Origin of the sequence: Aeromonas sp. 6P, from assembly GCF_051919525.1 — a bacterium.
Taxonomy (GTDB): Bacteria; Pseudomonadota; Gammaproteobacteria; order Enterobacterales; family Aeromonadaceae; genus Aeromonas; species Aeromonas veronii.
This window is the reverse complement of the sequence record NZ_JBQBEO010000002.1, coordinates 1,319,202-1,345,472: the sequence shown is the minus strand read 5'-3', so window position 1 is coordinate 1,345,472 and position 26,271 is coordinate 1,319,202. Positions and strand designations below refer to the sequence as shown.

The 26,271-nt window shown below is 45.9% G+C and carries 20 protein-coding genes and 4 pseudogenes; 11 read left to right on the top strand and 13 right to left on the bottom strand.

What is annotated here, in order from left to right:
- The first annotated feature begins 5 nt into the window (after nucleotides 1-5).
- Nucleotides 6-683 (top strand): two-component system response regulator NarL, encoded by a 678-nt coding sequence (narL, locus tag ACTG2J_RS06470; RefSeq protein WP_017408671.1) that lies wholly within the window; start codon nucleotides 6-8, stop codon nucleotides 681-683.
- 78 nt (nucleotides 684-761) lie between these two features.
- On the opposite strand, the gene ACTG2J_RS06465 is transcribed toward narL, so the two are convergent.
- The 4 genes from ACTG2J_RS06465 to norV form a co-directional block, all read right to left on the bottom strand.
- Nucleotides 762-1,979: a 4Fe-4S binding protein gene (locus ACTG2J_RS06465; protein WP_439997301.1), complete on the bottom strand. Its 1,218-nt coding sequence runs from the start codon at nucleotides 1,977-1,979 to the stop codon at nucleotides 762-764.
- A 108-nt stretch (nucleotides 1,980-2,087) separates the two neighbouring features.
- Nucleotides 2,088-2,429: a DUF1971 domain-containing protein gene (locus ACTG2J_RS06460; RefSeq protein ID WP_017408673.1), complete on the bottom strand. Its 342-nt coding sequence runs from the start codon at nucleotides 2,427-2,429 to the stop codon at nucleotides 2,088-2,090.
- A 62-nt stretch (nucleotides 2,430-2,491) separates the two neighbouring features.
- Nucleotides 2,492-3,661, bottom strand: coding sequence for an NADH:flavorubredoxin reductase NorW (norW, locus tag ACTG2J_RS06455; RefSeq protein ID WP_042024864.1), 1,170 nt, complete (start codon nucleotides 3,659-3,661; stop codon nucleotides 2,492-2,494).
- A complete protein-coding gene (gene norV / locus ACTG2J_RS06450) occupies nucleotides 3,658-5,139 on the bottom strand; it encodes an anaerobic nitric oxide reductase flavorubredoxin (protein ID WP_017408675.1) in 1,482 nt (493 codons plus the stop codon). The genes norW and norV overlap by 4 nt, the downstream gene beginning before the upstream one ends.
- 170 nt (nucleotides 5,140-5,309) lie before the next feature.
- Between norV and norR the strand changes: the two genes are divergently transcribed.
- Together norR and ACTG2J_RS06440 are read left to right on the top strand one after the other, a co-directional pair.
- A complete protein-coding gene (gene norR, locus ACTG2J_RS06445) occupies nucleotides 5,310-6,836 on the top strand; it encodes a nitric oxide reductase transcriptional regulator NorR (protein ID WP_082037433.1) in 1,527 nt (508 codons plus the stop codon).
- 73 nt (nucleotides 6,837-6,909) lie between these two features.
- Nucleotides 6,910-7,581 (top strand): response regulator, encoded by a 672-nt coding sequence (locus ACTG2J_RS06440; RefSeq protein ID WP_080768714.1) that lies wholly within the window; start codon nucleotides 6,910-6,912, stop codon nucleotides 7,579-7,581.
- 152 nt (nucleotides 7,582-7,733) lie between these two features.
- Here the strand turns inward: ACTG2J_RS06440 and ACTG2J_RS06435 are convergent, their stop codons facing one another.
- The gene (locus tag ACTG2J_RS06435) at nucleotides 7,734-8,177 is read right to left on the bottom strand and encodes a CopD family protein (RefSeq protein ID WP_042084603.1); all 444 of its coding nucleotides are present in this window, start codon (nucleotides 8,175-8,177) and stop codon (nucleotides 7,734-7,736) included.
- Nucleotides 8,178-8,485: 308 nt separating this feature from the next.
- Nucleotides 8,486-9,547 carry a YeiH family protein gene (locus ACTG2J_RS06430; protein WP_052447232.1) on the bottom strand — a complete coding sequence of 354 codons (1,062 nt, stop codon included), beginning with the start codon at nucleotides 9,545-9,547 and terminating at the stop codon, nucleotides 8,486-8,488.
- A gap of 99 nt (nucleotides 9,548-9,646) precedes the next feature.
- Between ACTG2J_RS06430 and ACTG2J_RS06425 the strand changes: the two genes are divergently transcribed.
- The 5 genes and pseudogenes from ACTG2J_RS06425 (at nucleotide 9,647) to ACTG2J_RS06405 (ending at nucleotide 17,149) form a co-directional block, all read left to right on the top strand.
- Nucleotides 9,647-10,522 carry a LysR family transcriptional regulator gene (locus ACTG2J_RS06425; protein WP_439997300.1) on the top strand — a complete coding sequence of 292 codons (876 nt, stop codon included), beginning with the start codon at nucleotides 9,647-9,649 and terminating at the stop codon, nucleotides 10,520-10,522.
- Between the two features lie 382 nt (nucleotides 10,523-10,904).
- Nucleotides 10,905-11,870 (top strand): annotated as a pseudogene (locus ACTG2J_RS06420) (IS5 family transposase).
- Between the two features lie 404 nt (nucleotides 11,871-12,274).
- On the top strand, nucleotides 12,275-14,152 hold the full coding sequence (locus ACTG2J_RS06415) for a methyl-accepting chemotaxis protein (protein WP_042083552.1): 1,878 nt from the start codon (nucleotides 12,275-12,277) through the stop codon (nucleotides 14,150-14,152).
- A 287-nt stretch (nucleotides 14,153-14,439) separates the two neighbouring features.
- Nucleotides 14,440-15,945, top strand: a complete 1,506-nt coding sequence (locus ACTG2J_RS06410) for a histidine-type phosphatase (RefSeq protein WP_042083550.1) — start codon at nucleotides 14,440-14,442, stop codon at nucleotides 15,943-15,945.
- 244 nt (nucleotides 15,946-16,189) lie between these two features.
- Nucleotides 16,190-17,149: a sensor domain-containing diguanylate cyclase gene (locus ACTG2J_RS06405; RefSeq protein WP_080768679.1), complete on the top strand. Its 960-nt coding sequence runs from the start codon at nucleotides 16,190-16,192 to the stop codon at nucleotides 17,147-17,149.
- 115 nt (nucleotides 17,150-17,264) lie between these two features.
- Here the strand turns inward: ACTG2J_RS06405 and ACTG2J_RS06400 are convergent, their stop codons facing one another.
- Nucleotides 17,265-17,816: a response regulator gene (locus ACTG2J_RS06400; RefSeq protein ID WP_439997299.1), complete on the bottom strand. Its 552-nt coding sequence runs from the start codon at nucleotides 17,814-17,816 to the stop codon at nucleotides 17,265-17,267.
- Nucleotides 17,817-18,255: 439 nt separating this feature from the next.
- Between ACTG2J_RS06400 and ACTG2J_RS06395 the strand changes: the two are divergent.
- Nucleotides 18,256-19,217, top strand: a pseudogene (locus ACTG2J_RS06395) (IS1595 family transposase).
- 330 nt (nucleotides 19,218-19,547) lie between these two features.
- Here the strand turns inward: ACTG2J_RS06395 and ACTG2J_RS06390 are convergent.
- The 3 genes and pseudogenes from ACTG2J_RS06390 to ACTG2J_RS06380 form a co-directional block, all read right to left on the bottom strand.
- Nucleotides 19,548-20,537, bottom strand: a complete 990-nt coding sequence (locus ACTG2J_RS06390) for a substrate-binding periplasmic protein (protein ID WP_439997298.1) — start codon at nucleotides 20,535-20,537, stop codon at nucleotides 19,548-19,550.
- A gap of 283 nt (nucleotides 20,538-20,820) precedes the next feature.
- A pseudogene (locus tag ACTG2J_RS06385) lies at nucleotides 20,821-22,005 on the bottom strand (SulP family inorganic anion transporter); the annotation flags it as partial.
- A 721-nt stretch (nucleotides 22,006-22,726) separates the two neighbouring features.
- Entirely contained in the window at nucleotides 22,727-23,179 is a 453-nt protein-coding gene (locus ACTG2J_RS06380) for an antitoxin Xre/MbcA/ParS toxin-binding domain-containing protein (protein WP_042083553.1), read from the bottom strand.
- Nucleotides 23,180-23,290: 111 nt separating this feature from the next.
- On the opposite strand from ACTG2J_RS06380, the gene ACTG2J_RS06375 reads away from it, so the two are divergent.
- Nucleotides 23,291-23,482: a hypothetical protein gene (locus ACTG2J_RS06375; protein WP_042083548.1), complete on the top strand. Its 192-nt coding sequence runs from the start codon at nucleotides 23,291-23,293 to the stop codon at nucleotides 23,480-23,482.
- Nucleotides 23,483-24,077: 595 nt separating this feature from the next.
- Complete coding sequence (locus ACTG2J_RS06370) at nucleotides 24,078-24,485, top strand: H-NS family histone-like protein (protein WP_042024860.1); 408 nt, start codon at nucleotides 24,078-24,080, stop codon at nucleotides 24,483-24,485.
- A gap of 397 nt (nucleotides 24,486-24,882) precedes the next feature.
- Here ACTG2J_RS06370 and ACTG2J_RS06365 read toward each other — a convergent pair whose 3' ends face one another.
- The 3 genes and pseudogenes from ACTG2J_RS06365 to ACTG2J_RS06355 all read right to left on the bottom strand — a co-directional run.
- Nucleotides 24,883-25,128 carry a hypothetical protein gene (locus tag ACTG2J_RS06365; protein ID WP_439997297.1) on the bottom strand — a complete coding sequence of 82 codons (246 nt, stop codon included), beginning with the start codon at nucleotides 25,126-25,128 and terminating at the stop codon, nucleotides 24,883-24,885.
- Entirely contained in the window at nucleotides 25,104-25,709 is a 606-nt protein-coding gene (locus ACTG2J_RS06360; protein ID WP_439997904.1) for a Fic family protein, read from the bottom strand. Before ACTG2J_RS06360 ends, ACTG2J_RS06365 begins: the two co-directional genes overlap by 25 nt.
- 114 nt (nucleotides 25,710-25,823) lie before the next feature.
- Nucleotides 25,824-26,009 (bottom strand): annotated as a pseudogene (locus ACTG2J_RS06355) (DUF4172 domain-containing protein); the annotation flags it as partial.
- Between the last annotated feature and the right edge of the window lie 262 nt (nucleotides 26,010-26,271).

The window sequence follows — 26,271 nt, the reverse complement described above, 5'->3', positions numbered from 1 at the left end:
CACACATGGAAAAAGCTTTAACAACCAACGCAGATGTTTTTTCAATTTTACTAATTGATGATCATCCTGTCCTACGGAGCGGGATTAAGCAACTTTTACGTACAAATCCCTTTTTAACTATTGTAGCTGAAGCCAGTACAGGACAAGATGGTGTTCAGCTAGCATTAGATTATGAACCTGACTTAATTTTGTTAGATCTTAATATGCCTGAGTTTAGTGGTATAGACACATTAAAGTCATTACGAGCGCATAATGTATCTAGCAGAATCGTAATCTTCACAGTATCAGATTATGAAGATGATGTTTCGGATGCTATACTTGCTGGAGCAGATGGTTATCTACTCAAAGACATGGAACCTGAAGACCTGATTAGCTCGATTGAACAGGCGTGCATGGGAAAGCTTGTGATAAGCCCAAAACTAACTGCAATCCTTATTGAAAGTATGCAGTCAAGAAGAAAAAACCGCCTTAAAGACAAAAATCTCCAAGTGTTAAGCCATCGCGAAATAGATGTTTTGAAATTTATTGCTCAAGGCTTGCCTAATAAGGTTATATCAAGACGTTTATTTATTTCTGAAGGAACAGTTAAAGTTCATGTAAAAAACATTCTTAAAAAATTAAATCTTCATTCAAGAATTGAAGTTGCAGTGTGGGTTCATAATGAGAAGATTATTTTCGACTAGTAGTGATAACTATTGCGTTATTTAATCATTTGCAGAAATAAAGCGTCACCGAAAAGTGGCGCTTTAATAGCTATCACTCTAATGTGAAAGGCCAGGAAGGATTTCCAATAGATAACGGCGCTGTTCTAATGGTGTGTTGCTTGTCCAAAAATCGAAAATCACATGAGCTAGCAATGGCATTAAGAGAAGTAAAACACACAACATTGCAAGCAGTTTCTTTGCTGAAACCTTTTTATTCGCAGTACCAAAATGAATCGCATTAGCTTGTTTTGGGCATGCAGAGATACAAGTTAAACAGTTTGTACACTCAATATTTCTGACAGATATAAGTTCATTAACCTGTATCCTTGATGGACATGCTCTACTGCATTTATCACAATCGTATCCCTTGCTTCGTAAACAGCTGCTGGAAGACCTGCGAATACGTAATGGTGTCAGAAGTCCTAACAAGGCAAGCCATCCACCATAAGGGCATAGGTATCTACAGAAGCCTTGCTTGAAAAACATCGTGATACATAATACCCAGGCAACAAAAATGCCTGATATGAAGTTCAAGTTGAAAAAGAAGGCTCCCATTTTCATGTCAGCAGCTTGGTGATACTGGCTAATCAAGTACCCTGGCAGTGCAACATTTGGAACAGCAAGAATAACTATGAACATCAGAAATGATAGAACTAGACATTTCTGAGACCTGAGCAGTAGGTCTAACCATTTTGGCGGAGTCCACTCACCAGGTAGCAGCAAATTTCGAAAATGATGCAGCCATTCACCGACAACCCCAAGAGGGCAAAACCATGAGCAGAAGGCACGACCTAAAATGAGTCCAGATAAGGAAATAACCAAGACTGTGATTGTTGCAGCTGGATGGTGGTAATCAGTAATGCCCAAACTCAACAACGCCCGCAAGCCAAGACCGCCCGCTATAGGTAGAAAGCCATCTACGATATCAGGTCTAGACAGCCAAGGTAGGTCACCCTGGTGGAGTTGAAAAATATAAACGCCATACTGTATTGTTACAAATCCCCACGATATAACTAAGAAATATCTAACTAAACTACGAAGTTGTTGATCACTTGAATCATAAAATGCGGATATTAATTTATATCTATAAAGCATACCAATAGCGACAGCAAACACGATTAAACTACTTAGTGGTGGCTTGGCTGCTACCGTCAACCATACAGCAGCGGTTAGCATCATGAACAGCTGCCAAGACCAGCCTGAACGCTCATGCCACTGGAACAACAACAGATACACCAAGCCACTCAGCATGGTTATGGTTTCAATCCCACTCATCTAGCCAACTCCCATCGCAAAAACAGCCAATCATAAACAACATTACAGTTATTCATTTTGATCTGGATGGGCAGTTGGCCTAGTTTGTGGCGATGACCAGATTGTAATTTATTCTCTTGTCTTAATGAGTGGGGTGTCTGAGCTTACGTTTTCAGCCCAAAAATGGATATTGAATCTAGCATCTTCAGACAGTTCAACCCTGTGCCAATACTGAGGTGGGCTGGTTGCAAACTCTCCGGCTCGGATTACAAGCGTAATTTCAGGTATCTCCGCTGTTTCATCAGCAAAACCGTAATATGTTACCGTCCCCTCCATTACACATAACTGACCGAATACGCCAGCAGCTGTATTGTGATGGGTTAATAGAGCCTGTGGTACGTTTTCATTTGTAAAGAATGGGGTTGAACGGCGAACAACCCAATGAGCTGGTATACTATGCAGTAGCGACATGTTTTATCCTTAATAATCTATGAAATTAAGTAAGGCTGAGCATATGCTCAGCCAGCAATTATTCATCTAGAAAGAAGGCGTAGAAGTGGGAATGCAGCTCCCATTTGGTCTCCACCTACGACAAAGCCGCACATTTCACCATCCTCGCTGCGAGCTTCTGCGACCATTCCATTTTTATTCCACTTAAACTGCCATGAAAGGTCTGTACCTTTTGTTCTACCAGCTAACTGCAAAGGATATTGAAGTGTTTTTACCTTCACTAGCATTGGAGGAAGCGTTAGTGGTGTTGGCTTACCAATCAGAGTTTTAGATAATGCATTGGCACCGAGAACAATTGGCTGCAAAAAGGGGCGTAATTCACCTTTCCACTCAACGCAATCGCCAAGCGCATAAATGTGCTCACTCGATGTTCTCAGGTATTCATCCACTACAATTCCACGCCTTACAGCCAGTCCCGCATTCATCGCTAAGGATAGATTCGGTTGTAGACCTATAGCTGAAATGACAAGATCCTGTTCACTGAAACTGCTGTCAGTGAGCTCTATCGTAAAGGATTCGTTGGCATCTCCTCTTTGTATCGACTTGATACCTCGACCAAGTTTTAGGTCAACCCCCTGCTCCCGTAAGGCTTGCAGTAACGGTTGACTCAATGCAGCTGGCATTAATGTACTTAGGGGGCTGTCCGCCAGATCTACAAGCGTCACAATTCGGTCTTGGCCCACCATATCCATAGCCAACTCACAGCCGATCAAACCTGCTCCGAGTACCATAATGCGTTTTGCATTCTTAATTAATTGTTCGGCATTGGCATAATCATTTTGGCTATTGAGGGTTACCATTTTATCCGAGTTGGGAACGGGAGGCAGTATAGAACTGGCCCCAGTTGCCAGCACTAGCTGGCCATAAGAAAAATCGCCATTATTTGTGTGTACCATTTTGTTATTCGGACTAATGCTATGCACAATCGTATTAGGTGACAGAATGATACGTTGCTGTTCAGCAAATTGAGCCCCCGTCAACTTTGTCATTGCGCTGGCGGTGTAACCACGACTGACCACATGACTCAAGTCCGGTTTGTTATATTCATTGCCATTATCAGCGGTAATAAGACGGATCGGTCTTTCACCATCTAATTTACGCAAGCTTTTTACCAACTGCTGAGCGGCAAAGCCGCTACCGATGATGACTATATCCTGGCTGGAACCAGCATAATGCTCATTTAATGCGCTCATACACATGCCTCCACTGCGCATGGTTCGAATACCTCCTTGCCGATGCCGCAGCCAGGGCAAAGGAAACTCTCCGGTACAAGGCTCCAGGGAGTGCCAACCGCAACCAATTGATCCGGTTCACCTAAGGCGGGGTCATAAACCCACTGGCAGACTGTGCAAAGCATTGCTTGCTCATCGTCTACTCCGGCTACAACTGACTGGGTGGTCTCCTCTACAGGGGAGATATCAACAGTGAATGGCACTTGATGGGCTGCTTTTTCTGGGCGAGGCACCTCAATAGGATGTAACGCCCATTGACGAGCGAGCTGGCGTCCATGCTCTCGGCACTCTGCCAGTGCAGAACCATCTGGTCGCCATTTGGCTTTCAGAGAAATGCTGATATCAAAGCCTGCATCCATCAATCGGGTCTGGATACGATCTACTGCACCACCAGTCCAGCCGTAACTGCCGAATGCAGAAGCACGCTTGTTTCTAAAGCGCAGGCCAGTTATCTCCTCCAGCATGCCTGCCACCTTAGGCATCATGACGTTGTTCATTGTGGATGAGCCCACGAGTATTCCCTTGGAGCGGAACACTTGTGTCAGGATCTCGTTCTTATCGTGGCGGGCTACGTTGTAGATCTTGACTGCGACCCCAGGGTCAACTTCGTGAATACCCTGTGCGATGGCATCGGCCATCATACGGGTGTTGTTTGACATCGAGTCATAGAACAGGGTGATACGATCTTCTTGGTAGTGGTCTGCCCACTCCAGATACTTGAGAATAATTTGGGTCGGATCCTCACGCCAGACAATACCGTGGGAGGTTGCCACCATGCTTACTGGCAGGTTGAATCCAAGCACCTCTTTGATTTTAGCTGTCACAAGTGGGCTGAATGGGGTGAGGATATTTGCGTAGTACCGTTGGCACTGCTCCATCAATTCGGTTTGATCTACTTCGTCATTGAACAGATGCTCATCACAATAGTGTTGACCGAAGGCATCGTTAGAAAACAACACTGCGTCCTCAGTCATGTAGGTCATCATGCTGTCGGGCCAGTGCAGCATAGGTGTTTCAATGAACACCAGCTGCTTGCCATTACCGATGTCGAGACTGTCGCCTGTTTTGACTGGATGGAAGTTCCATTCAGGATGATGATGGTGTCCCGTGATTGAGTCGATAGCGTTGTGAGTGCAGTAAATCGGAGTGCCTGGGATACGAGCCATCAATTCGGTCAGTGCCCCTGCGTGATCTTCCTCAGCATGGTTGATCACCACATAATCGATAAGGTTAAGGTCGATCTCTGCTGCAAGGTTTTGAACGAACTCTCGGCTGAACTTATGATCGACTGTATCAATCAGCACGTTCTTCCCTTCACGGATGAGATAGCTGTTGTAGCTCGTCCCCTTGTTTGTCTTGTACTCAGTACCATGAAAATCTCGAACTTCCCAGTCCCGTTGGCCGACCCAGTGAATGTTGTTTTTGACATGAATGGTCATCTGGCAATTCCTCAGTATGTAATAGTTGGTATTTCTTGATATCAACTATTGCAGCTAACATGCCAACTCATAACTCATTGTTTTTATGAGGCTTAGTTTATTTTCTTGTTAAAATGACATAGTATTGATATTGTTTAAATGACAGCATTAATGTCATTTGGACACTAACAATGATTTCGACAGACAGTTTGGCTCGTATTGCTATAGACATACAGCTGGGGATTTCACATCAAGACAGATTCCACCGCCTTATCCAGAGTATTCGCAGCCTACTGAACTCAGATGCGTCAGCCTTGCTACGATACGAAGGAGGCCAGTTCATCCCGCTCGCCATCGATGGCTTAATGCAGGACGTATTAGGACGCCGTTTCGCCATCAAGGAGCACCCACGCATGGAGGCAATTGCCCGTGCTGGTGACGTAGTACGCTTTCCGGCAGATAGTAGCTTGCCAGACCCCTATGATGGCTTGATCCCTGATCATGCAGAATTTAAGGTGCATGCTTGTGTTGGTTTGCCTCTGTTCTCCGATCAAGTCTTGATTGGTGCATTGACCATAGATGGAATGAATCCTGCTCAGTTTGATGACATTAGCGATGAAGAGTTGCGTTTAATTGGTGCGCTAGCGGCAGCGGCGTTAAGTAACTCATTACTACTAGAGCGTTTAGCTCGCCAGAGCAGTGAGCCATTAATACCTTCAACACCAACAGGTGCAGATAGGTTCGAGATAATCGGGCATTCTCAGGCGATGCAGCAGCTAAAGCATGAGGTAGATATAGTTGCTAATACTGATTTAAACGTCCTGATTTTGGGCGAAACGGGTGTAGGTAAGGAGTTAATAGCAAAAGCTGTACATCTTGGCTCGCCACGTGCAGATCGCAAATTGGTATATCTCAATTGCGCAGCCCTACCGGAATCCGTAGCAGAGAGTGAACTATTTGGGCATGTAAAGGGAGCGTTTACAGGCGCTATTCATAATCGTGCGGGTAAATTTGAATTAGCGGATAAGGGCACGTTGTTCCTGGATGAAGTTGGTGAATTATCCTTATCATTGCAGGCAAAATTGCTACGTGTCATTCAATATGGAGACTTGCAGCGCATTGGTGATGATACCCCACTGAAAGTCAATGTACGTGTGCTTGCTGCAACGAACCGAGACTTGAAGAAAGCAGTCATCGATGGCAAGTTTCGAGCAGACCTCTATCATCGCCTGAGTGTTTTCCCTATACATGTACCAGCCTTGAGAGATAGAGAGGATGATATCTCCTTGTTGGCTGGCTACTTTTGCGAGTGCTGTCGAGTGAGTATGGGGTTAGAGCAACTGCGGATCCAACCTCAAGCACTGCATCTTTTGAAGGGCTATGACTGGCCTGGTAATGTGCGCGAACTGGAGCATGCCATTCATCGTGGTGCCGTATTGGCTAGAGCAGAGCAACGAAGTCCGGTTCTGACGCTTGCAACCCATCATTTCAGTATAGCTATGCCACCAATGCCTCAATCTAGTATAAGCCCTGCCGAAAATATTGATGGCTTCACCACTAACCAAATGGGTTTGAGAGCATCAACTGATGCATTTCAGTCTGCGCTAATTACGAAGGTGCTAGCAGATCATAATGATAATTGGGCTGCAACAGCACGAGCCTTAGATATTGATTGTGGTAATTTACACCGCCTAGCCAAGCGGTTGGGACTGAAGTAAATATCAGTATTTTTTACATTTTTGAAATTTCGATTTGAAATCAGAGCATTAATAATATAATAGAGCCCTAGTTATGGACAACATTGAATCAAACAGACCACCATCGCCACTAAAAACTTTATTGATTGATGATCATTCCATTCTACGCAGTGGAATAAAAGAGCTTTTATCTACAGATCCTGACATTAAAGTCGTTGCAGAAGCAGGTGATGGCCAACAAGGGCTAGAGCTGGCTATTACTTACGAGCCGGATGTAATAATATTAGATCTTGATATGCCCATACTGAACGGTCTTGAAACGTTAAAAAAAATAAAGGCACATGGGCTGAAATGCAAAGTCATAATTTTCACATGTTCCGACCTTGAAATGGATGTAATTGAGACTTTCAGGGCAGGAGCAGATGGATATTTGCTCAAAGACATAGAGCCATCTGATTTTATAATGTCAATAAGATCAATTTATTCTATTTCATTTGTGGCGAGCCCTTCAATATTAAAGATTTGTAATTCAGATCATTATATTAAGCAATCAAAAAAAGCAGCTAACTCGATAAATTCTTTAAGCCATAGAGAGATAGATGTGCTAAAGCTTATGTCAAACGGCTTTTCAAACAAGCTAATCGCTCAAGAATTATTTATATCTGTAGGAACAGTCAAAATTCACGTGAAAAATATACTAAAAAAATTAAGCTTGAAATCAAGAGTGGAAGTGGCAGTGTGGGCACATAATCGAACTATAAACTAGGTGTATGGGATAGCTCCCTATATTTCCTATAAAATATCACATCATATGTATGCCTTGTATTGGGTTAAGAAGAAATCACCACTTGGCATACATAATATTATGCACCAAGTGATGATTTATCTAACATTGCTTTTATTAGTTTCATTATAACTTTAATACAACCATCCTGTTCTGAATGAAACGCCTACAAAAACGAATAGGATAGATATGATCGTCACTGCTCGAATGTGCCATCCCATTAAAGCTAAATTAGACTCATTTAAATTCGGAATTACACGAAATCTAGCATTTATTGCAAAACAGGTAGTGAGTGTAAGTAATGCCAATTTAATGAGAATAACATTTGTAACCCTGTTATCAATGTTAAACCAATTTAGTACATCACTCTCAATGTTCAATGCCAGGTAAATACCCGTGACTATCTGCGTTATTAAGGCAGGCATTCCAATTCTCTCGTATACAGATTCAAAGTCTAGTAATATTTTCGTTGACGATTCCTTTAGTGCTTTAGGGAGAACTATTAGAGCGAGTATAATATGCCCGCCAGTCCAGATTGTTGCACCTAAAATATGCAAAAATAACGCAACTCCATGCATGTCAAACACCTTCGATGTTACACATTAAATTGGCATTCAGGATGTTCATTAAAGCACTTTTTGCTAATGATTTCTACTAAAAAAATTCAGTAGTTAGTAACTGATTTAATTAAAATCACAGTAAGTGTGATGCATTATTATTGATGCTCTACATCACAATGCAAGATGTCTCTGAAAGATACATCTTGCATTTGGATGCAATGTATTTAATTGCACTCTTTATTTATATTTTTATATGATGGAAAAAAATTTTATATTAAAGTGGGATTACATTATCAAATGAGATCTTTGCCATTTTCTTTTAATATTCAAAATAAAATTAATACGGCTAGATTTATAAAAAAACCACCTACACAAAGGAATAGAAATAGTATGGCAGCAAGAATCAAAGGTTTTACACCCGCTTGATGTATTGCACCAATGTGAGTACGTAATCCAAGAGCGGCCATAGCCATTGCAAGCAATATACTGTCGATATCAATCAAGTAATTGACAATGTGTGGAGGTATAATGTTAAGGGAATTTATTCCACTGGCGACAATAAATAATACCGCAAACCATGGTATAGTAATGCTATTGCTTTTATGGGACGTATCATGAGTCTCTTTACCGATGCATGTAGATAATACTATTAAAAATGGTGCGAGCATCATGACACGAATCATCTTAACAATCACGGCCGTATTTGCTGCATCCTCGCTGACACTACGGCCTGCTGCCACTACCTGTGCGACTTCATGAATTGTTGAACCAGCAAACATGCCGTATTGTTCAGCACTTATATCTAAATAGGGATAAATTAGTGGGTATAGAAACATAGCAATAGTTCCAAATACAACCACCGTAGCAACAGCAACTGAAACCTTATGAGCTTGGCCCTTGATCACAGGTTCAGCAGCCATTATCGCAGCTGCACCACAAATGGAACTTCCTGCACCAATTAGCATTGTTGTCTGTTTATCAAGTCTTAATAGTTTTGTTCCAATATAATAAGCCAAGATAAACGTACAGCTGATCATTAATATGTCTATGATAATTCCTGCCCAGCCTATCCCCTCTATTTGCTGGAAGGTTATTCTGAAGCCATAAAGAACAATGCCAACTCTAAGTAATTTATTTTTAGCATAATCTACACCTATAGCAGTATGATTTGCTACACGAGGGAAGACGGTGTTTCCAATAAAAATCCCAAATACAATAGCCAAAGTAAGCGCACTAAGGCCCATATGAGTTGCAACATCCAGTTTACTAGCTAAAATACTCATTGCGGCAATTATCGCTACGAGTATGATGCCTAGCCACCACTGGTAGCTTTTTAGGCTACTTTTCAAAAACGAATTATTATCATGTACAACAGACGAATGAGGCATTGAGTGGTCTTCTATACTTATTTACTGTGTTATAGCATTATATGCCTTGATAATTGATAATAAAAATACATAATAATTAACAATGGATAACCTACAGTTATGGTTATAAACCTACACCTTTTGCGCATTTTTTATACGGTTTCAAGTGAGGGCGGTTTTTCCAATGCAGCCACACATCTTTGTATTAGCCAGCCAGCGGTATCAAAAGCAGTTAGTGAGTTAGAGCGTCAGATAGGGCTTCCATTACTAGAAAGAGGTTCAGGTAGAAGCCGAAAAGGGATTCATTTGACTGAGCATGGGCAAGTGCTATTTGACCATGCGCATGCAATATACATGTTAGAGCGTGCTGCCATTGATGATATGCAAGCCAGAATTGGAATGAAGAAAGGGCGCTTGACAATTGGAGCAAGTAGCACAATTGCTGGGTATTGGTTTCGACCATATTTATCAAAACTTATACAACGTTTTCCTGATATTGACCTAAAAATAACTACGGGAAATACGCAGTATATAGGACAGCAGTTATTAGACTGTCAAATCGATATCGGATTGGTCGAAGGAACACTGAGTGATCCTCGCCTCTTATCATGTCATTGGCATGATGATGAGCTTTGTCTTATTACATCCCTAACATCAGATACATATGAACATGATTGGGCACAACACACTTGGTTGTTAAGAGAACCTGGTTCAGGAACGAGAGAAGCAACAGAGTTATGGTTAGAAAATCAAGGCATTATCCCTATACGGTGCATTGAATATGGTAGTACTGAAGGAATAGTCAGAGCTGTTGCTGAGGGACTAGGAGTTTCGCTGGTGTCTTCTCGGGTGGTGCGTGAATCAGGATATGCTGATGATGTTTCTGTTATGCCTATTTCTATTAGATTTCGCCCATTATTTATCGTTTTATTGAAAGACAGGCCGATTTCTCCTCTTGTAGAAAAATGTTATAATATCTTGATAAGTCAAAGTTGATATGTAATCTTCAAGCTAATAAGCGTTGTAGAATTTCCTACTCTATCTGCGTTGACGATTTTTCTAAAAGAAATAATCTATCGCATAAAGAAATCCATATTTCAATCCAAGGTGTGATTTGAGCAGGAATATATAGTCATTACTGCTATTTCAAGATCTTTTAGGTGGTTTTTTAGCTTCATGCGGACTGTAACATCTAATATGATATAAGTAGATATGTATACTTATTGGAAAGCTGCTTATAGATACTAATTTTCTATAGCTTGCATTTCTAGACTAATTCCATGTCTTAAATTCAGTATCACCGCACTTAAGGAAGGTGCGAACAAGTCCCTGATATGAGATCATGCATGTCATCTGGAGCCATGGAACAGGGTTCATCATGAGTCATCAACTTACCTTCGCCGACAGTGAATTCAGCAGTAAGCGCCGTCAGACCAGAAAAGAGATTTTCTTGTCCCGCATGGAGCAGATTCTGCCATGGCAAAACATGGTGGAAGTCATCGAGCCGTTTTACCCCAAGGCTGGTAATGGCCGGCGACCTTATCCGCTGGAAACCATGCTACGCATTCACTGCATGCAGCATTGGTACAACCTGAGCGATGGCGCGATGGAAGATGCTCTGTACGAAATCGCCTCCATGCGTCTGTTTGCCCGGTTATCCCTGGATAGCGCCTTGCCGGACCGCACCACCATCATGAATTTCCGCCACCTGCTGGAGCAGCATCAACTGGCCCGCCAATTGTTCAAGACCATCAATCGCTGGCTGGCCGAAGCAGGCGTCATGATGACTCAAGGCACCTTGGTCGATGCCACCATCATTGAGGCTCCCAGCTCGACCAAGAACAAAGAGCAGCAACGCGATCCGGAGATGCATCAGACCAAGAAAGGCAATCAGTGACACTTTGGCATGAAGGCCCACATTGGTGTCGACGCCAAGAGTGGCCTGACCCACAGCCTAGTCACCACCGCGGCCAACGAGCATGACCTCAATCAGCTGGGTAATCTGCTGCATGGAGAGGAGCAATTTGTCTCAGCCGATGCCGGCTACCAAGGGGCGCCACAGCGCGAGGATGTGGACTGGCTGATCGCCGAGCGCCCCGGCAAGGTAAGAACCTTGAAACAGCATCCACGCAAGAACAAAACGGCCATCAACATCGAATACATGAAAGCCAGCATCCGGGCCAAGGTGGAGCACCCGTTTCGCATCATCAAGCGACAGTTCGGCTTCGTGAAAGCCAGATACAAGGGGTTGCTGAAAAACGATAACCAACTGGCGATGTTATTCACGCTGGCCAACCTGTTTCGGGCGGACCAAATGATACGTCAGTGGGAGAGATCTCACTAAAAACTGGGAATAACGCCTTAAATGGCGAAGAAACGGTCTAAATAGGCTGATTCAAGGCATTTACGGGAGAAAAGATCGGCTCAAACTGAAAAAATGAAATGACTGAGTCAGCCGAGAAGAATTTCTCCGCTTATTCGCACCTTCCCTAAAGTAGCGTAAACAAGACACCGGTTTGAGGCCGGTGTCAGGTGATAACTAGATCTGTACAGCTCCGCTCAGTTCACTTGTCGCCTGACAGGGGATCTCCTGTTGGGACTTGCCCATCTGACTCTCTAGGTTGGTTGAGTCAGAGGATCAGCTCCCCGGATTCGCTGAAAATTTCGGATTTAGTCAATAACCCACTAAAATTCCACAATAATTAAATTTTTTCCTACACTCAGACTAACGCTCACAGGGATGTCACTATGAACTTATCCATTAAAAACAAGCTGGTCTTGGCTATCGGGATCATCATCCTGGTGATCACCGGCCTGCAAGTCTGGTACAACACCTCACAACTGCGCACTGAAACCCAGAGACTGGTCTGGAGCATCATTGACGAAAGCTCCATGGCCAACGTCAAGGGTATCTCCAACTGGGTCGATGCCCGCATCAGCATGGTCAGTACCACCAAGGAAGCATTCACCAAAGAAGATGAACCCATCAGCCATCTGGCCCAAGCCATGAATGCCGGTGGCTTTGAGGGGGTCTATGCCGGTACTGCTGACGGCAAGATGCTCGAGAGTACCCCCTCCGGCCTGCCAGCCGATTATGACCCCCGTCAACGCACCTGGTACAAGGATGCAGTTGCCGCCGGTAAACTGGTCATCACTGCGCCCTACGCCGATGTCTCTAACGGCAGTTTGATCGTCACCATCGCCGAGCCATTCCAGCGTGGCAACACCCAGGGGGTTATCGCCGGAGATGTCTCTATCAGCGCCCTTATCTCGGACATTCTGACGGTCACTACCGAGGGGACTTACGCCATTCTGGTCGACAGCAACGGCACCATCATCGCCCACCCCGATGCCTCCCTGAGTCTGAAACCCGCCACAACGCTAGCCCCCGAGTTGACCGCGTCTTACATCAATCAGATCGCTCATGACGGTACGATCAACGAGCTGGTGATCAGCGGTAAGAAAGAGGTCTTTGACTTTAACGCGATCCCCAACACCAATTGGTATTACGGCATGATGGTGGATGACGAAACCGCTTACCAGTCGGTACGCCGCATGGTCACCTCCTCACTTATTCAGGGGCTGATCACCATATTGATCGTGGCTGGCTTCTCCTATGTCGCCATCAACAGCTCGCTAGCGCCTCTGAAAACCCTGGGCGAGGCAATTGCCGATCTCTCCCGTGGCAACGGCGATTTGACCCGCCGCCTCAAGATCGAGCGTGAAGATGAGGTGGGCGCGGTTGCCAAACACGTCAATACCTTCATTGAGCGGCTCCATGCGATGGTGCAGGACATTTCCAACTCCTCCGGCCAACTCAACCAGCAGGCCAAGTCCTCCCACAGCATGGCGGAGAAGGCCAATGAGGGGCTGGCTCGCCAGCAAAACGAGATCACTCAGATCGCCACTGCGGTCCATGAGATGTCGGCAACTGCGGTCGATGTTGCCAGCAACGCCGAGCAAACTGCCGAAGCGGCCCGCAGCTCCTCCAGCAGTTGCGAGCATGGCAAACAGGTGATCGCCCGCAACCAGCGCTCCATCACCGATCTGGCCACCCAGGTGGAACAGGCCTCCAACATCATTCAGGAACTGGAGAAAAACGCTCAGGAGATCAACACCATCCTCTCCACCATTCAGGGCATCGCCGAGCAGACCAACCTGCTGGCGCTCAACGCCGCCATCGAAGCGGCGCGGGCCGGTGAACAGGGCCGTGGCTTTGCGGTAGTGGCCGACGAGGTGCGCGTTTTGTCACAACGTACCCACAGCTCGACTGTCGAGATCCGCAGCATGATCGAAACCCTGCAACGCAATACCCAGGGAGCGGTCAGCACCATGCATGAAGGCCAGCAACTGGCCCAGAACAGCGTGGATGACGCCAACAACGCCACCCATGCGCTGGAGCAGATCACCACTTCGATCAACCAGATCTCCGATATGGCGACCCAGATCTCCAGCGCAGCCGAAGAGCAACGGGCCGTCACCGACGAGGTAAGCCGCAACATTCAGGCGGTCAAAGATGTCTCGGACGAACTGGCAGTGGATGCAGACAGTTCGCGCCATCTCTCTGAACAACTTAAAAACATTTCGGGTGAACTGAGTAATCAGGTCGGCATGTTTCGCATATGAGTATCAATAAAGAGGACCGCCAGACACCAATGCCAGTAAATTAAGTATTCGTTTGTGTGACTAGATGTTCAAAATTCAGAATATCGAAGAACATTTCTACAATTAAAGGGTTCACTAGGCTCTAGCCCTGACCGGCAAGCAATAACAAGAGGGAGGCATCATGCCTCCCTCACTCTTTAGCACTGAACAATTAAAAAATATCCGCCTCACCAAAGTGACATCTAACTGTCATTAATGGCTCCTATGATATTTCACTTATTTTTTCATAACGATAGATAAGGATTATCATGACTTTCCCGCGCTCTTCTTATGTTGCTTTGGCCGTCTCGCTGGTCTTGCTTGGCGGCTGCCAGTCAGAGAACGAATCGTCTGCCGACAGCCAAGGCAAAACAGCCTACCAATACAGCACCAAAGCGGTCTACAGCCCGCAGCAGCAGGCAGAGAGCTACGAGCCAGCACCTCAAGGGTTCAGCCCGGTCTTTACCGAGATGGTGGCGCGCCACGGCTCACGTTCACTTTCCAGCCCGAAATATGACGTGCTGACCAAGCTGGTATGGGAAGAGGCGCAGCGTCAGGGGGCGCTCACCACCCTCGGGCTGGGGTTGGGAGGCAAGGTCGATCTGGTGACGGCCGCCAACCAGAAACTGGGCTATGGCCTACTCTCGGCGCTGGGCAAGGAGGAGCACGCCAATCTCGCTACCCGACTGGCGGTGCGGCTACCGACCCTGCTCAACAGCAGCGAGCCCCACTGCATCAAGGTGGTCACCTCGGGCAAGGACAGGGCCAACGAAAGCGCCTTCTACTTTATGGAGAGCCTCAAGCGCGACGTGAACTATGTCAGCGACTCGGCGCAGTGTTACCTCACGCAGGATGACCCCTCGAAGATCGACAAAAAGCTGGTCAACAAGTTCGAGCTCTACTTCCACAAGACTACGCCCGAGGGGGATTACGCCCACTACCTGCCCGCCTATGAGAGCTACCAGCGCTTTATCGGCGACGAGGATGCCGGGATAGCCCCGGCCCCCGAGCTGGCCAAGGCGCTGGATCAGCTTAAGAACCTGAGCAAGACCAAAGAGATGGCCCGCAGCATGCTGGAGCGTATCTACAGTAAGGACTTTGTCGACTATCTGGCGGGCGGTGTCGAGTTTGTCGCCGTCAACCCGGAGGATGGCGGCATGACCTATGTGCGCGACGAAGTGGATGCCGCCCTGATGCTCTACAACCTCTTTATCATCGGCCCCGGCATGATCCGCGAAGCGCAGGCACAGGGCAGCGAACCCTGGGCGCTGGAGCAGTTCCTCACTCCGGAGGAGTCGGCCTGGTTCTCCTACCTCTCCGATGCGGAAGATTTCTACGAAAAGGGGCCGAGCTTTGCCAACCAGAGCGCCCCCTACGCCATTGCCCAGCCGCTGCTCGACGGCCTGTTTGGCGAGGTGCAACGTCAGGTGGTGGAAGGCGAGCAGAGTCGACGGGCCACCCTGCGCTTTGCCCACGCCGAAGCCATTATCCCCCTCGCCGCCCTGATGAAACTGGAAGGTAGCCGTCAGGGGGCCAGCCCGGATCAGCTGTTCAGCCAGCAGAACAACGAGTGGCGCGGCGGCTGGGTCTCCCCCTATACCGCCAATATTCAGTGGGATATCTATCAGAACAGACAGCGGCAGGTGCTGGTCAAGATGCTCTACAACGAAAAAGAGATCGCCTTTAAAACCGGCTGCCAGCCCTACCAAAGCGGCAGCCACTACTACGACTTCGAGGAGCTCAAGCGCTGCTACGGCTTTAACATAACTCAGTAAGGGGTCATCAGGGGGAGACTGAGATCTCCCCTATTCTCACTTTTTTCATTAGCTTTGGCTTGGATAAGCACCAATTTTTCACACTCGTACAGGCGCTAACTTCGTGTAACGTTCAGCATCTTTATTTAGAGGGCAGAGTAATCCACTTAAATTAGACATATGTCATACAATAATCTATTTTTTTGTACTCAAAAGACTGGCATAGTACTACTGCTTCGAACAAATATGAGAAAAGATAGCAAGGATGCACACTCTTCATCAAACCTCTAAAACTCACCTCCCTCGCTTAGATGCGTTACGCCATCTTCAAGCGCTTGATTCTCCAACAGAAGAGCGTTTCATTCGTATAACTAGAATGGCTCGCAATATTTTTGATGTGCCGATAGCCCTAATCTCATTCGAAGACAATGAACGTGAGTGGGCCAAGCCTTGTTATGGTCTAAACATCCATGAACCCCTCCCTAATTTTTCTTTTTGTAAACATGGTTTTCTCAAAGAACGCATGATTGTTATTGAAGATGCTACTAAACACCCGTGTTACTATAATAATCCAATGGTTATAGGTGAGCCATACATTAGATTTTATGCTGGGCACTCATTAGTAATAACCGATGGGTTGCATATCGGTTCATTGTGTATCATAGATAGTAAGCCCAAAGTTTTTGGAGATAAAGATAGATCTTTACTCTCAGACTTGGCATTAACTGTTGAAAGCGAGTTGCGCGCAGTCCAAATGGCAACGATAGATGAATTGACTGGGCTAACTAATAGGCGAGGTTTTATTCTTCAGGCTGAACAGTGCTTGCAACATGCATTTAGAACAAAGCGGCCCCTTTCACTTTTATTTATAGATTTGAATAAATTCAAATCTATAAATGATATATATGGTCATGATGTCGGAGACGATGCATTGTGTCAAGCAGCTCGCTTAATAAATATTATATTTAGAAATGCGGATATCTGTGCTCGATTAGGTGGTGATGAATATGTGGTTTTACTCCCAGAAACTAACATTGACAATATTAACTCTATTAATCGGAGAGTAATTAAAGCCTTCGATGAGTTCAATAAACATTGTAGCAAGGCCTATACCCTATCTTGCTCTATAGGTGTTGTTAGCTATGATGCAACTACACCACCCGACCTAAACTTGTTGCTCCGTTTGGCGGATGAGGCTATGTATCGTTGTAAGCACAATTTATGAATTATAAGCTCCCTGTTAGCACATGATTAAAGAGCGCAGTTAACTAGCGTGACAATAATATGCAATAATGGAAATAACAAGACAATTCCTATTCATGTACATTTTGAAATTATAATCACTTAATAGTTCGATTATGTGCCCATACAGTAACCGCAACTCTAGATTTTAAATTTAGTTTTCTTAGAATATTCCTCACATGTATTTTTACCGTCCCGTGAGAAATAAATAATAATTTTGAAATGACTTTGTTTGAATGACCTTCAGCAAGAAGTTTTACTACATCAATTTCTCTATGACTTAATGATTTAATAATACCAATATCACTTTCTGATAATAAACTTGACATCGTTTTATTGTTTAGCTGAGGGCTTTCAACTGATGTATCTGCACATATACTCTTAATGCAGCTGATTAAATCAAGCGGTTCTATATCTTTTGAAAGATATCCATTGGCTCCGAACCTAAACGCTTCTACAACATCAATTTCCAAATCTGATTCTGTGAAGATAACAACTTTGCTTTTTATTTTCTTTGCTCTAATTTTCTTTAGCGTGTCTAATCCATTAAGTACTGGCATTTTAAGGTCAAGCAATATTAAATCTGGTTCATATTCTACTGCTAGCTCTAATCCTTCTTTACCATTGCTAGCCTCCGCGATTACGGTCATAAAGCAATCTGTTGAGAGTGTAGTTTTGACTCCTGCTCGCAATATAGAATGGTCATATAAGCAAGACTTTTAATGCTTGCATTTCTTCGATTGAAACTATGTTATCCATAACTACATTCTCAATGCCATGTTAGCTTCATACTACACCATGAATGCACAAAAAACTATAAATCAACCTCTTAACCTGCATGCCGGATGAGGCTATATCATAGCACATAGCTATGTATTTCTAAAATTTCGCCCTCAGTCGTTTGACTAGAAATACTAGCTATAAAATATGAGTATCAACGGCATGATTAGGATTTTAAAAATGGAGTAGCCGTTTCTCATATGCATTTCAAATAAATATTTAATGAACATGGACTTTATAATGGCTCTGTCCCAATTCCGTGTTGAAAGGCTAATCTTGAAGTAGGCCATTACCTTGAGGGCTACCATCATGGATACCCCAGCCTTTCAACACCTGTTATCCCTCTTTCCCCAGTTAACCCTGCGCCAGCGCCGTGTTGCTCAACAGGAGCTCACAGCGCCCCATGTCATTACCTCGCTCAATACCCAGTTACCGGCATGCCGCGGTTGTCCTCATTGTCAGGCCGATGCCGCCCAGCTTGCCCCTTGGGGCTGGAGCCGCGGACTACGTCGCTACCGTTGCAAACAGTGTCTGCGCACCAGCTCGGTGCTCACCAAGACGCCTCTGGCCCGGTTGCGTAAAGCCCAGTGCTGGGAAGACTACGCGCAAGCCCTCATCGAAGGACTGACCGTCCGCCAGGCGGCGATGCGTTGCGGGGTCAGCAAAAACACCGCTTTCCTCTGGCGTCATCGCTTCTTGCGCGCGATGGCAACTCATCAAGCCACTCGTGAAGAAGGTATCGTTGAGGTGGATAGACCTTCTTCCTCGAGTCATTCAAGGGGCAACGGGGGTTGCCGCGTCCGCCACGACATCGTGGTGGTAAAGGGCGAACCCGGGGAACCGGACGGGATTATATTCCGGTGATGGTGGTGCAGGACCGTGCGGGCCACCATGCAGATTTTCAGTTGGAAGAGATGAATGCCGAGGCGGTCATCGCGGTGTTGAAGCCCCTTGTCTCGCCGGATGCCGTGCTGTGTAGCGATGGCGCGGGAGTGTATGCCAGCTTCAGCAAAGTACAGGGCGTGACGCATCAAGTGGTGCGCAATCGTCAGGGTGAGCGAGTGGCCGGTGCGTATCACATTCAGCACGTGAACGGGTATCACCATCGGCTGAAAGAGTGGATGGTACGCTTCCATGGTGTGGCGACGCACTACCTGAAGAACTACCTGGGTTGGCGCAGGATGCTGGAGCGTTACGGGAAGGGGGTGAATATCAAAGCGTGTTTGCATGAGGCGCTGGGGCACCCCATGCAACACGTAATTGGGACATAGCCTTTATAATGCCTATGACTAAATGAAATTTAGTTTCACATTACAATATTAGAGCATAATTAGAGCTTTTTCTACATTAATGCCAAATGACAGTACTCCAATTACTTGCCCTTTATACCATACAGGATAATTTAATCGACATAAAAATAACTTACTAGATGCATCAAACTCAATCGATGGCATTTTAAACCGATTATTGCTCTGGTCGAATCGCCCTAGTGAATTGATGTGTCTGTATTCATTGGCCATTTTTAGGGTTTCGATGATCTTTTCTTCATCTCCTTGCCAGTAATCAGATGTTAGGTTACTCGCAGCAGTTAAGACACCTCGCTAATCCGTCAACATGATTTCAGTTATATATGGAGTTTGAATTGTCAAACCCTTCAATGACCTTGAAATGGTTGAGTTTAGTATGTTCGTTATCCAGCTTGGTGCGAATGAGTTATTTTCTACCATAGAACGCCATAGCTGGTCTCGTTGTAATATAGCTTCTATTTTTATGTGTTTATTTTTCAAGTTTGCTAATTTCAGTGTATTGATTAACTCCTGGCTTTTCAAAAGTGAACGATACATTCTATTTACAGCAACTTCAATTGTTTCTTGTTCACTGGCGGATAAGAATAGATTTGATTGGTTGCACTCTGATATTTTACTATTAAACATATCTATAATTGACGGGTGTTCAAGTAAGACATGGTTGGCTATATACACGCCCATGGGTGCATACTTTTCAAATCGTTTATGAAGAAGTAAGTTTAAACTTATATCAGACTTATTTAATTCACGAACCACACTTTCATCTGCGAGAAATAAATCAATTCGTCGCCTCTGTAATAATTTTAATAAACTATCTGAATTATTAACTGATTGATATATGGGCATATTATTTCTTAACAGCCATGTTTCTTGGCTACTTCCTCTTAGCACGCCTATTTTACTTTTATTTAATGCGTCATGAGTTTTCCTAGATATTGACGAGAGACTAAACCAGTACCACTTATCCAAAACTATTGGCGCACTGAGTTTTGCGTATTTATTAATATTAGGCTGATCTATAGAACTGAAGAAACCACTGGAGCGCCCCATAACTAAATCTAATTCTGCGCGCTTGGGGGGAACTATCTTAAATTGATATTGAACGCCTATCTTATCCAAAACACATTTTACAGTATCCACTGCGTAACCTTTGAGGTTGCCATCCTCAACGGTTTGGTATGGAGGTGCTAGACTGGTTTCAAGGCGTAAATTAGCCGGAGTCGCGGCATAAACAACCTGCAATAATACTATTAAAACACACAGCATGGCTGTAGTAACTCTCATCACATAAGACCCATTGATAATTAGTTGTTTTTATCTGGTTTTTTGTGATCTAACTCAACATAGAATCAGAATCGAGATCACTCTTCTGAATATAGCGGCCGTTTTGATTATGGGCTAGGGCAACCGTGATTTCAGATAGTAAGTGCAATACCCTGGCCCGAGGACGGGGCTTCTCGCGCAAAAAGTGATGAGATTCAGCGGCACATTCGGTTAAATCAACCCCCTTGATGCTCGAGTGACAGATTAACTCATATCATCAGTCAAGAAATCCAGGGGCGATTCAGTCACTCTTGACCAGCATGAAGCGGGCAACCTTGTTGGCAAAGAACAGGGAGGCGAGCAGTACCCCGACAAATACCCCAAGCGCCAGGTTATGGGTAGCGACGACCACTGCCACTGTTGCGATCATCACGATATTAGTGGAGAGCGGGTGCTTCTTGAGATTACGAACCGACTCCCAGGAAAACGTCCCGATAGAGACCATGATCATCACGGCTACCAGGGCTGCCATGGGGATCTGGCGGATCCACTCATCCATGAAGACCACCATCAGGATGAGCAGGGTGCCAGCGACAAAGGTGGAGAGGCGGCCACGACCACCGGATTTGATGTTGATGATGGACTGACCAATCATGGCGCAGCCCGCCATGCCACCCATCAGGCCCGCACCAATATTGGCGATCCCCTGGCCCTTGCATTCGCGATTGCGGTCGCTGCTGGTATCCGTCAGGTCATCGACAATGGCCGCCGTCATCATGGATTCGAGCAGACCGACCACAGCCAGACCTGCGGAGTATGGGAAGATGATCGCCAGCGTCTCCAGATTGAGCGGCACTTCGGGCCACAGGAAGATGGGCAGAGTATCGGGCAGCTCGCCCATATCGCCTACAGTACGGATATCGATGCCCATGGTGATGGCGACTGCCGTCAGGATGACGATGCAGAGCAGCGGAGAAGGCACTAGCTTGCCAACCACCGGAATAAGCGGGAACAGATAGATGATGCCAAGACCAGCTGCTGTCATGGCATAGACCTGCCAGGTGACGTTGGTGAGCTCAGGCAACTGGGCCATAAAGATGAGGATCGCCAGCGCATTGACGAAGCCGGTGACCACGGAACGGGAGACAAACCGCATCAGGCTGCCCAGTTTCAGGTAACCCGCTGCGATCTGGAGTACCCCAGTAAGCAGGGTTGCTGCCAGCAGATATTGCAGGCCATGCTCTTTGACCAGGGTCACCATCAGGAGCGCCATTGCGCCTGTGGCTGCCGAGATCATGCCTGGACGACCGCCGACAAAAGCGATGACCACTGCGATACAGAAGGAGGCATAGAGGCCGACTTTGGGGTCTACACCAGCAATAATGGAGAAGGCGATGGCTTCTGGGATCAGCGCCAGGGCGACCACAATTCCGGCTAAAAGGTCACCACGGATGTTGGAGAACCATTCTTGTCTTGCACGTTCCAGCATGGGGGATTTTCTCGCTTGTTTAGGATCCATAGCACAACGCATCCATCTACTTGGGGGTCAGATGGAGTTCGGACAGGATCAGATTGTTGTATTGGGATCTAATGGGTGTAAAAAAGCGCTCTGGTTGTGATAACCAGAGTAAGGCGGCAGGAGCCGCAGAGGTAGGGGTTAAGGCGGCGTAACAGTCACGCCAGTATGCGATTTGTTCATGGGCTGCTGATGATAACAGAGAAGCGCCTGCACAGGCAGGGTTATCATGTCTAGCAAAAACATCTTTTTAATTTTCCGCCCTACAGGGCGAATATAGCCATACTCTTATTATTCCTTTACTCATATTTTCTGTTTTCTGTTTTCTGTTTTCTGTTTTCTGTTTTCTGTTTTCTGTTTTCTGTTTTCTGTTTTCTGTTTATATGAATCTAATTTATTACTGAGTGATGGAGCATTGATGTCTTAAGCCAAGTTAAGGAACTTTAATTTATCAGTGCTCTTTAAACTTCTTTTATTTAATAAAAATAGCTTATAGGGGTAGTAAAACTGGTTTCTCTTCGCTGCGCAGCAGCGGAATGTTGAAATGGAAAAAATTAATTTATAGCTCTCATAATTAGTAAATGGACAGTTTTCCGAATTTTTCAAGTGGGGTAAATGAAATAAATTTCAAAAAATGATGAGATTGGTTGTTTTTGAAGCATTCTGTGGGGGGGCGCCTACCACAACCCTCGATTTAGTTGCACACCCCATGCTGAATCCGCCCCACCAAATGGATAACTGCCTGAACTCCCATATCTGTAGTCAACAATGTGGCTGGAGCCACGCCACCGAGGCCCCAGGCTGGTCTGTTTAGCCATGACAACGCCTTGGCAGTATCGTTCTTGTTGAGGGATAGTGCCGCATCGAGGGCCTGCACAACGCCGTATACCCTGGCACCCTGAGAGATTGATAGGGGAGCCCCAATCCTCAGCTTGCGAGCAACAGTGTGGCGGCTAATGCTTACTAAGCGGCATATCAAACCTATGTCTGCACTCATCAATTCAGCCAGTCGATGAATGCTGCCAGGAGCTACGCCAGCCACGATCCATAGATGTGCTCCTAGTGGGTCACGAGGAATACCAAGACCTTCTAGGAGACGGTTCGGAGTAACTGCGTCACTACTAGGATGATAGGTTGCATAGGGCATCATGTAGCACTCCTCATTGTACAAACACGACCTCTCATGAGCTATCCTACCCCAAACTGTCGTTTTGAGTGGAAAATTAACAACCAAATGCCCCTACATTGAGGAGGGCTGATGACCGAGTTGGTCTGTACTGAACCAGGTTTAGGCATTGAGCTGGGGACTACTTTTCAGGTTCTATCGGAGAACGGCTCTGAATGGGAAATCCTGTTGGGGAATGAATACCGAAGGGTCAACAAACGCAGCGGGCGCGTTACAGGTTGGAAAACACCTCCAAAATTTGAGTGCAAAGGCATCCAAAAATAACATATCAAATAAGTGCTCAATGCTGGTTATGCCAGTAATAATGTTGACTAGCGGCTTCACCTTTCATAGAATCAAGGCACAGGGAGATTCGCTACCCTAAGTGCGAAGTTGAAACAAGGGAGAGTCGCTACCCTGAGTGCGAAGTTGAAAAAATGCTGAAACCCTGCCTCGTTGCGGGTTTTTTTGCTTTCTGGAGACATGGATGTGTAGTGGCCTAGTCATCCAAGACTTCCTCTTAAGTTAAGAGGGGCGAAGTGTCTGGATCCTCAAGGGGCAAATCTAAAATTTCTTATCATCGACTCATTCTGTGAGCCAATGATATTGTCCTATCGGCTCATTTCGTGAGCCGAACAAGATCCTTCATCGGCTAATCTGGTGAGGTGGTCTCAACGCTCACTACCACTTGGATTTAATTTTTAGCTACATATTTTCATAGCAGATTGGAGCTAGGCCAATAAGTAGATCCAAACGCAATTTAGCTCAGGATTTTTAAATGATGCTTTTTCGAATCATCTTGGTGCCAAAAACAGTGGAGCTGATGCTGGGATTGAGAGATAATTTTCCTGATATAAAAATGTGATACATGAGGATAAAAATGAACGATTTTTTGAAAATACTGATGAATATTCGTAGTCTGCGAGCTGCATTGCGCGAGCTCTCTTTCGAGCAGCTGGTCGAAATCAGAGAAAAATTCGAAGAGATTTTTGCTGAGCGTGAGCAGCAAGAGAGCAAATTGAGAGAAGAGTCCGCTGAACGCCTGCAAAAACTGGCTGAGTTTACCGAGCTGCTGAAACAAGCGGGCATAGATCCGAGTGAGCTTGTTGGTACTGCAACCACTGCAAAAGCAGAGGGTACAGTAAAGAGCAAGCGCGCTCCTCGTCCTGCAAAATACAAATACACCGAAGACGGTCAGGAGAAAACCTGGACTGGCCAAGGTCGCATGCCCAAGACCATCGCAGAAGCAGTGGCTAATGGTCGTGCATTGGAAGAGTTTTTGATCTAGTGCTGAGAGCCCATGCCAGCTCGGCGTGGGCCTTTAATTCTATCTGTAGTAGGAGCACCGTATGGGGAGGACATTGGAGGATATGATTTCATCCGAATCACCCGAGGTTGTCCAGAGAGCCAAGGCTCTGGCCGAAGAGCAACTGGTACGTCTCAGTGTGACCAAACTGCTTTCAAATCTCGGGCCTGGTGATGTTCCTGCAATAGATCCCGATATTCTCGATAGTTTGTTATCACTCAAAAGATTAGTTGAGAGCCATGACTGTCGGTTAAGTCTATTCGTTCATATGCCTGACGGCACACATCATGGCGTCAACATTTAACTAAATAGCGTCATTTGTACACCAATCGCAGCTTTCATCTACCAGATGAAATTAACGCCCCATGGCGATGCTTTTTCAAACTCCCTCGGTGTGCAAGCGGATCTGATAGCGTGTATTGCGTCCGCCACCAGGTAATTTCTCAATGCACCCCCTACCCACCAATTCGGCCAGATGGCGTGTAGCCGTCGCCTTGCTGACTCCGGTGACTTTTTGATATTGGCTGGCGTTGATGCCATTTTCAAAACCTTGTTGGCCGCCATCCAATAAACGGTTAATAACCTTGGTTTGCTCTGGACTCAGACCATCATGACAGTGCTGCAACCAGAAATGTTTTTTGGCAAGAGAACGATCAATAACTGTAGTGCCAACTCTATGGAGTAATCCAGTGTGTCGAGGAACCAACAGATCCAGGAGGTAATATCTAGCGAGCCCCTCTGCGCTGACTCAAGCGCTCGATAGTAGTCACCCCGCAGCTCTAGAATGGCAACTGACATGGCATACAGCCGGATGCTGTGGCTGTCAGCCTGTGACAGCGCGAGATCGGTCAGTGCCCGCGTGAGCCGCCCATTGCCATCATCAACGGGATGCAGGGTCACGAACCAGAAATGGATGATTGCGGCACGAAGAAGCGGATCCATCGTGGGGTCATGCCGAGTCTGGTTAAACCAGGGGATGAACTCGGCCAGTTGATCGTCCAGAGTTGCTCTGGGCGGTGCCTCAAAATGCACGGTGGGGCGATCAACACGCCCAGAGACAACCTGCATCGGCTGATCTCCTCGCAACTGCCCTACGTTCACTGGCTGCACCGACCATTCGTTGGCGGGGAACAGCCAACGATGCCATTGGTAAAGTCGTTCAATTGTCAGTGGTTGTTCATGGTTGTCGATGGCATCCAGCATCATGGCCGCGAGCCCCTCTGAGCGCTCTGATACTGGATAGGACTGAGTTTGTGGGCTCCCTAACCGCCTAGCCAGGGATGAACGCACGGATTGTGCATTGAGGCGTTCGCCTTCGATAGCGGACGAGGCGATGATGTTAGCCAATAACGTGTCCAACGTTTGGTCGGGGTTCCCCAACCTGGAATGACTACCGATTAGAATTCCCTGCCTGCGTTGCACCTGCCGTAATCTGGGCAATATCTCGCTATCCCGCCAACGAAAATGGGGCCAGTCGGCTTGTTGCCAAATCCAAAATGGTTCCATTATTTCCTCATCCAACGTGCTAGGGTCTCAATAATGAGCCGACCTATCCCATCATTCGGCTCAACATTTGAGCTGAATATAACACATGCAGCACACTATCAGAGCAAGTAATGAGGATGCAGCTCTAGCCCGCAGAGCTTCAACATAACTACATATCTGGAATGACGTGCAATACGCATTTCATAAGCTTTTCTAGCCTCATTCATCGCCGATATATGTTGGCCTGTGCCCGCTCATACTGCACAGTGAGTGGTTCTACCAA

Excerpts from the sequence above, each read along its gene's own strand:
- narL (WP_017408671.1), top strand. The coding sequence starts at position 6 with ATGGAAAAAGCTTTAACAACCAACGCAGATGTTTTTTCAATTTTACTA.
- ACTG2J_RS06465 (WP_439997301.1), bottom strand. The coding sequence starts at position 1,979 with ATGAGTGGGATTGAAACCATAACCATGCTGAGTGGCTTGGTGTATCTG.
- ACTG2J_RS06460 (WP_017408673.1), bottom strand. The coding sequence starts at position 2,429 with ATGTCGCTACTGCATAGTATACCAGCTCATTGGGTTGTTCGCCGTTCA.
- norW (WP_042024864.1), bottom strand. The coding sequence starts at position 3,661 with ATGAGCGCATTAAATGAGCATTATGCTGGTTCCAGCCAGGATATAGTC.
- norV (WP_017408675.1), bottom strand. The coding sequence starts at position 5,139 with ATGACCATTCATGTCAAAAACAACATTCACTGGGTCGGCCAACGGGAC.
- norR (WP_082037433.1), top strand. The coding sequence starts at position 5,310 with ATGATTTCGACAGACAGTTTGGCTCGTATTGCTATAGACATACAGCTG.
- ACTG2J_RS06440 (WP_080768714.1), top strand. The coding sequence starts at position 6,910 with ATGGACAACATTGAATCAAACAGACCACCATCGCCACTAAAAACTTTA.
- ACTG2J_RS06435 (WP_042084603.1), bottom strand. The coding sequence starts at position 8,177 with ATGCATGGAGTTGCGTTATTTTTGCATATTTTAGGTGCAACAATCTGG.
- ACTG2J_RS06430 (WP_052447232.1), bottom strand. The coding sequence starts at position 9,547 with ATGCCTCATTCGTCTGTTGTACATGATAATAATTCGTTTTTGAAAAGT.
- ACTG2J_RS06425 (WP_439997300.1), top strand. The coding sequence starts at position 9,647 with ATGGTTATAAACCTACACCTTTTGCGCATTTTTTATACGGTTTCAAGT.
- ACTG2J_RS06415 (WP_042083552.1), top strand. The coding sequence starts at position 12,275 with ATGAACTTATCCATTAAAAACAAGCTGGTCTTGGCTATCGGGATCATC.
- ACTG2J_RS06410 (WP_042083550.1), top strand. The coding sequence starts at position 14,440 with ATGACTTTCCCGCGCTCTTCTTATGTTGCTTTGGCCGTCTCGCTGGTC.
- ACTG2J_RS06405 (WP_080768679.1), top strand. The coding sequence starts at position 16,190 with ATGCACACTCTTCATCAAACCTCTAAAACTCACCTCCCTCGCTTAGAT.
- ACTG2J_RS06400 (WP_439997299.1), bottom strand. The coding sequence starts at position 17,816 with ATGACCGTAATCGCGGAGGCTAGCAATGGTAAAGAAGGATTAGAGCTA.
- ACTG2J_RS06390 (WP_439997298.1), bottom strand. The coding sequence starts at position 20,537 with ATGAGAGTTACTACAGCCATGCTGTGTGTTTTAATAGTATTATTGCAG.
- ACTG2J_RS06380 (WP_042083553.1), bottom strand. The coding sequence starts at position 23,179 with ATGCCCTATGCAACCTATCATCCTAGTAGTGACGCAGTTACTCCGAAC.
- ACTG2J_RS06375 (WP_042083548.1), top strand. The coding sequence starts at position 23,291 with ATGACCGAGTTGGTCTGTACTGAACCAGGTTTAGGCATTGAGCTGGGG.
- ACTG2J_RS06370 (WP_042024860.1), top strand. The coding sequence starts at position 24,078 with ATGAACGATTTTTTGAAAATACTGATGAATATTCGTAGTCTGCGAGCT.
- ACTG2J_RS06360 (WP_439997904.1), bottom strand. The coding sequence starts at position 25,709 with ATGATGCTGGATGCCATCGACAACCATGAACAACCACTGACAATTGAA.